5 protein-coding genes and 1 tRNA gene are annotated in these 6905 nt (G+C 48.8%); 1 reads left to right on the top strand and 5 read right to left on the bottom strand.

The genetic code is table 11. From position 1 onward, the window contains the following. Positions 1-142: 142 nt before the first annotated feature. The 5 genes from H8S64_RS09130 to H8S64_RS09150 form a co-directional block, all read right to left on the bottom strand. Positions 143-1165, bottom strand: a complete 1023-nt coding sequence (locus H8S64_RS09130; RefSeq protein WP_186975807.1) for a histidine kinase — start codon at positions 1163-1165, stop codon at positions 143-145. Between the two features lie 2 nt (positions 1166-1167). Next, on the bottom strand, positions 1168-2607 hold the full coding sequence (locus H8S64_RS09135; protein ID WP_186975808.1) for an MBOAT family O-acyltransferase: 1440 nt from the start codon (positions 2605-2607) through the stop codon (positions 1168-1170). Between the two features lie 3 nt (positions 2608-2610). After that, on the bottom strand, positions 2611-2853 hold the full coding sequence (locus tag H8S64_RS09140; RefSeq protein WP_099293168.1) for an acyl carrier protein: 243 nt from the start codon (positions 2851-2853) through the stop codon (positions 2611-2613). Positions 2854-2863: 10 nt separating this feature from the next. Next, entirely contained in the window at positions 2864-4342 is a 1479-nt protein-coding gene (locus tag H8S64_RS09145; RefSeq protein ID WP_186975809.1) for an amino acid adenylation domain-containing protein, read from the bottom strand. 71 nt (positions 4343-4413) lie between these two features. Further along, the gene (locus H8S64_RS09150; RefSeq protein ID WP_222621165.1) at positions 4414-6522 is read right to left on the bottom strand and encodes a heavy metal translocating P-type ATPase; all 2109 of its coding nucleotides are present in this window, start codon (positions 6520-6522) and stop codon (positions 4414-4416) included. A gap of 214 nt (positions 6523-6736) precedes the next feature. Between H8S64_RS09150 and H8S64_RS09155 the strand changes: the two genes are divergently transcribed. Continuing rightward, a tRNA-Ser gene (locus tag H8S64_RS09155) sits at positions 6737-6821 on the top strand. The last annotated feature ends 84 nt before the right edge of the window (positions 6822-6905 follow it).

Consider the following 6905-nt stretch of genomic DNA (forward strand, 5'->3'; position numbering starts at 1 on the left):
TTTTGCTACCTTCTTCCACGTTTCCCTATACCAAGAACGTAGCATCTTCGAAGCATGAACGTAGCAAAGACGCTCGGGAGCGTTTTTGCTACGTTCATGCTTCGAAGATAAAAAGATTATGCTGGCGAGCAATCATCACCAATCATGGGATAATCCCTATTGTATCCCTTTTCCCGTACATCGCTTCGAGAATCTTTCTTCCCAACAAGGGACGATAATGTCCTTTCTCGTAATAATTGTGAACATCTGAAGTAAATTCGTTCACCCCGGAGAAGTCAAACACGTTCGCTGCACCGAATATATCTTGCAGTTGTTTCAAATCGCTCGGATTCAATCGGACTTGGTCATATTTCGGGTTGATTAAAATCTTGCAATTCGTACCGTGTTTCACGAAAATATCCCTCATCTCCGAAAGCATATCAAATTGTTTTTTCATGATAATCGGCGGAGAAACTTTCCGTACCGTATCCCGCTCGGGAAATTCTTTCTTGTGTCTTTCCCAGTACAACTCACCATAATCCGCTATCTCCTTTTCCCGCGGATTGTACACGTCATTCGACCTGCAATTCCGTTCCACCTCTTCCCTGTTGATCACTCCTCTCATGTAACGTTTATACCGTCCGGTAACACGATAATCCACGTAAGGCACCCAAAAATCCGGATTAAAAAACGTTTGCAAGAAACACATCTGAAACTCCCAGTTACTTTGCCCCGTCACTTCCGGGTGCAGGACATGGGTGGATATATTACCTATTTGTGTTTGTTTCAATGTCGCGTAATCCAACAGGATAATCATATTCGCGATAGAATCCTGCACCGCATCCAACGCCCGCACTTTTCTATATATATTCCCCAATCGCTCGGCACTACCGTAAAGACGGATAGCACGCCCTCCCGGTATATACTTCTCCCAATCCTTGGCTTGAAAAGCCATCGTGCAGGAGTTCCCTAAAAGGAAAGAATTATATTTCACGGAATCCCTTTGCATCCGGTAATATTGCCATCCCACGTATCCCTCGTTCACCGCCACCGGGGATTTATAATAATCTTTATACTCGTGCAAGACCTCGAAGGGATCGTCATAGAAATACAATCCCAATAAAGTAAGAAAGGGCAAAATCAGCAATACACATTTCAACAAAAATAAGGCAAACGTCTTCTTCATGGCTAAAATTGCAAATAGATAAAATCTTTACTCCCGAACTCGCCGAACACAAGGAAAAGGAATATAAATAAATAATAGATTCCCCAGCGAACCACTGCCCGTTGCCGACTGACAGCTTTCAACAAATCCCGTTTCGACATAAAATACTCGTACACGAACAAAAGAACAATGGCGGCAACCAGCACGATAATATCATGATCCGGCATTCCCATGCGAAGTTCTTTTATCCCGTGCGGCAGGCTCAACGATAAATGACTGAACATGTACCATACTTCCGACAGCGTATCCAACCTGAAAAACACGAGCGAGATAGCGAACAACAGGTAAGTCCTCACCACGGAATATACCCCGAACACGCTCTTACCCGTGAATTTCTCCAACTTTCCCCGGAATCCGGCGGCAAGCATCTCGTAACTGATATATAGTCCCTGTATCAAACCGTAGATAACGAAATTCCATCCCCCGCCGTGCCACAATCCCAACAGAACGAAAGTGATAATCAATGCGTAGACAATCCCCCACTGCCCCCAATAGCGTTTACTGGCGGCAATCGGCTGGTAGAGATAATCCCTCACCCAAAAGGATAAGGTCATGTGCCATCTCCGCCAAAAATCCGTAATCGTTTTCGCCGTGAAAGGTCGATTAAAATTAGGCGACAGCTTGTAACCAAATACCATCGCACCCCCTATCGCTATATCCGTGTAACCGGAAAAGTCCGCGTAAAGTTCTATCGGGTAAAGCAATCCCGCCAACAGCAACTGCACGCCGCTGGTACTCTCCACGGAACCCAATATATCGTTCAGGTAAGGAGCCAACCGATCGGCAATAATCATTTTCTTCATCAGACCGATACACATCAGCTTCACCCCGTAGGTCACGCCCTCGTAGTCAAAAGCCTTTCCCTCCTTCGACTGCGGCAGAAAATCCCCTGCCCTTTCGATCGGGCCCGACAGGAATTTCATGAAGAATAACATGTACAGCGTGAAATCCGGCAGGCTTCTCTCCGGATTCTCATCACCCCAGTACACATCTACCAAATAGGACAGTGCTTGAAACGTGTAGAACGAGATGCCCAAGGGGAACAGGAAGCCTTTAGTAGAAAATTCAACCGAAATCCTGACCAAGCCCAGCAACCATTGCAGGTTACTCTCGATAAATCCCAAATATTTGAACACCGCCAGAAAAAGAATCAGAAAGACCATACCCGCGCAGAATATCCGTTTCCGGGTGACGTCATTCTCCTGTCTGCCGATAAATTTTCCAAGGTAAAAGGTTACCCCGGTTATCGCCAAAGCGATAACCAAGAACATCAGGTTAAAGTAAGCGGCAAAACAAAAACTCGCCAGCAACAGCACGCTCTTCTGGAATTTCCGGGGCAGCGTGTAATACAACACGACACTACACACGAACAGGAGAACGAACTCCCATGAAGTAAACATCATACGCTACCCGACCTTATTTTGAATGACACGACACAGGTCACCCACGTTTTTAAACTTCAACACTTCCCGCAATGAAAACCGTATCCCGTAATGCTTCTCCACGGCCGTGATTAACCGCATATTCGTCAAAGAATCCCATCCCTGCACGTCCGACGCCACCGTTTCTTCTTTCAACACGATGTCATTGTTTTTCAGTATATCCCGAAAAATAACACTAATCTCGTCCAATATCTCCTGAATTTCCATAGCTTTATATTTATACAAGTGACAATAATTTTTTCCTATCAATCTTATTACTCGTCCCCAACGGGAAGACCTCCAGACAATGCACGCGAGCGGGCAACATGTACACGGGCAAATGCATTTTCATAAATTCGAGCAACGAGGGAGTGTCGCACTCTGCCGCCTCGATAAACAAGTGTAACCGGCATCCCCCGTCATCGTCTTTTTTCGCCACGACAACAACATTCTTCTCCTCCCGGTAGAATTTTCTCGCCGTGTACTCGATCTCGTTCAACTCCACCCGGAAGCCCTGCACTTTTACTTGGTAATCTTTTCTGCCGCAATAGATGATATCCCCGTCGGCATCCATGTAACACAAGTCACCCGTTTTATAGAACACACGCCCGTTATGACGCACCAGCACCTGTTCGGACTTTTCCCGGTCTTTCCAGTATCCCGCCATCACCTGCGGTCCGCTCACCCACAATTCTCCCTTCTCTCCGGTATTCAACGCCTGCCCGTCCTCGTCGGCAATAACGACTTCCATTTCTTCAAAAGGTCTGCCGATCGCGATCATCCCGTGATAATGCTTGCATTCTTCACGAGGGATACGATAAGCCGTGCAATATATCGTTGCTTCCGTGGGACCATACAGGTTCACAAATTCAGCATTCGGGGCACACGCCCGGAAACGAGCCAGCACGTCTGCCTGCGCTGCCTCTGCCGTGACGATCAGGTATTTTAAATCCGGTAAACGGATCTCGTCAAAATAAGGGGACAAAAACTGAAGTAACGAGGGAGCTATCGCCGCGAATGTCAATCGCTCATCCTCCAGCAACTCGTACACTTTCGTGTACTTCATCTCACCCGGTCCCACCGTGTAGATAGCCGCACCCACCGTCAACGGGAACAACGTCGAAACCACCGAAACGTCAAATGTCAACTCGAACATCTGCAACATCCGGTCATCCGCCCCAAGGTTCCATCCCAAAGCGGAATAAGCCGTATAGAACGCGTTGAGGTTGTCCCGGGTAATCGGCACTCCTTTCGGCTCTCCGGTACTGCCGGAAGTGAAAATAATATACGCTTTCGTGTCCCCGCTCCCGTAATTGTACTCGGCGTGTTCTTCACCCCGAAGTTCCCGGGTAGAAACAAAAGCCATACTTTCCGGCATCGCCTTCGCCATATCACATTCGTCAGCGTACAACACCACCCCTATATCTCCCGCTTCCCGAATCTTGTTATTCCGGTTGTCCGGGTAATGCGGGTGCAGTATGACATACGTTTTCCCGGACAGCAACACCGCAAGGATGGCTGCATACGTTTCTATCCGGTTTTCCGCCACAACCCCGATAACCTCTTCCTCCCGCCCGTCCAAAAAAGCGTGAATACCGTTGACACAAGCGAACAATTCCTTGTAAGAATACGCTATGCCGTCAATCACAAAAGCCGTTTTACCGGGATACATTCCGGCACTCCGGACTATATCCTTTAATATATTCATCCCATCCATAAAATTTCGCTATTTACTAACGCGGTGACAAATTTAAGTAAAACCTTTCGCAATACTCTACAAAATAGACATTATTTTTTCACTCTCAACATCATGGCGTTTATTGCCACGATCACCGTACTCAATGACATCAGCACCGCTCCTATCGCCGGACTGAGGATAATCCCCACCGGGGCAAGCACTCCCGCCGCCAAAGGAATGGCAAGAATATTATATCCCGCACCCCACCACAGATTTTGTACCATTTTACGGGTAGTACTCTTGGCAAGAGCAAGGAAAGTAACTATATCATAAGGATTACTGCGCACCAGTACCACGTCGGCAGAATCTATCGCCACATCGGTACCCGCCCCGATAGCAACCCCTATATCCGCGCGGGCAAGCGCCGGGGCATCATTCACCCCGTCACCGACCATCATGACTTTCTCTCCTTGTTGCTGGTACGCGATCACAACCTGATCTTTGTTTTCCGGCAAAAGTGAGGCATGCACGTCCGTAATTCCCAAGCGGGCAGCTATTGCAGAGGCGGCTGCCTCGTTATCTCCCGTCAGCATCACCGGGCGAACGTGTTCCTTCTGCAATTCCGCCACGACAGCTTCAGCCTCCGGTTTTATCCGGTCGCCTTGAGCGACAAGCCCGACAACAGTATCTTCCACCACGAGAAAACTCACCGAATTTCCCTCGCCTGCCAAACGAGCAAACAATTCCGTGTCATAGGGTATTTTCCGTCTGTCGAGGAATGCCGCCGTCACGATCTCCACGGTCACCCCGTCAACCACACCGATCAAGCCCGTACCGCTTATCAACGTCACGTTCTCGACACGCGGCATCGGAATCCCTCTCTCCTTCGCCTCGGCAATAATACTTGCCGCCAGAGGGTGATTCGAACCCGTTTCCAGCGCCGCCATAACCCGTAACACTCTCGCTTCATTCCAACCCTCCGTCAATGCCTGCACGGCGGATACCCGGAAGTTTCCCTCGGTCAGTGTCCCCGTCTTATCCATCGTCACCACGGTTATCCGCCGTGCCTTTTCCAGCGCATTACGATTCCGGATAAGCAACCCGCGTGCCGCACCCAACGAAGTAGAACGCGCTACCACCAACGGGATTGCCAACCCCAGAGCGTGAGGACAAGCAATAATAAAAACCGTCACCATACGTTCAAGAGCGATATTCAGACTACCATCCGCGATCAGCCACACGACGAAAGCGATAATACCTGCCGACAAGGCAACGTAGAACAATGCCTTTGCCACCTTGTCGGAAACGGATTCCGCCCGTGATTTTTCTTGTTGCGCTTCGCCGACAAGTTTCATCACTTGTGCCAGATAACCGGACTCACCCGTACCCGTGATTTTCACCACTATCGTTCCGTTGCCGTTGATCGAACCGCCTATCACCCGTGTCCCCGCCTTCTTCTCCACGTCCTTCGCCTCACCCGTTACCATGGCCTCGTTGACCGTCGTTTCTCCCGATACCACCGTCCCGTCAGCAGGCACTTTCTCTCCCGGCTTCACCATAACCTGCTGCCCGACTTCCACTTGTTGGAGAGGAACATCCTTTGTTTCACCATCCGCCCCCACGAGATGCGCACTGCCGGGTAACAACTCCGCCATCTTCTGCAAAGCGTTCCCCGCGTTCCCGACCGCCCGCATTTCAATCCAATGCCCCAGCAACATGATCACTATCAGCGTTGCCAGTTCCCAAAAGAAATCCATCTTGTGTCCAGAAGCATGTACGAGGTTATTGGCGATAAAAGCGTAAAGACTATACACGTATGACACCGCTATCCCCATAGCAATCAATGTCATCATTGCCGGCCTCTTCATCCGCAACTCCATCGCCGCACCGGACAGAAAAGGGCGTCCGCCATAAAAGAACAGAAAAGTCGCCAACGCCAGCACCACCCATTCCGAGCCGGGGAACGTGATCTGAAACGACGTGTGCATCCCCATCATCGGGGAAAGCAACAAGATCGGGATCGTTATCACCAACGATACCCAAAATTTCCGCCGCAAATTCCCCATGTGCATCATGTGCCCACCCGCCATATTCATTTGCTTGCTATGACCATCTTTCATATCCGTTTGTTGCATGTGCTCCATCGTCCCATGCCCGGCAGACATATCCATTCCCGGCATCTGTCCCCCGTGTTCCGTGTTTATATCTTGTTTTTTCATGACTTTCTACTTAATTGTTTCACTAATAATTTTAACGAATAAAGAGGTTATTTTGTTCGAGTCGAAGGCTCTTTAGTCCGTAAAGTCCGTAAACACTGTCTGAAGAATACCTACAGTCTATAGACTTTACTGACCACAAATAGATCTTTTTTGAAAAAAGCCTTTTATTTCTTTTTGCAGATTCAAAATTTCCTCTATCTTTGCATCCGCATTTGGAGAGGTGGCAGAGTGGTCGATTGCGGCGGTCTTGAAAACCGTTGTACTGCGAGGTACCGGGGGTTCGAATCCCTCCCTCTCCGCTGAACGTGCTGGACAGAAATGGTCAGCAAACGGACAAAAAGCTACAAATCAATGATTTGTGGCTTTTTTTATTGCCCGAAAGT

The organism is Butyricimonas hominis (assembly GCF_014287455.1).
In the GTDB taxonomy this organism is placed as follows: Bacteria; Bacteroidota; Bacteroidia; order Bacteroidales; family Marinifilaceae; genus Butyricimonas; species Butyricimonas muris.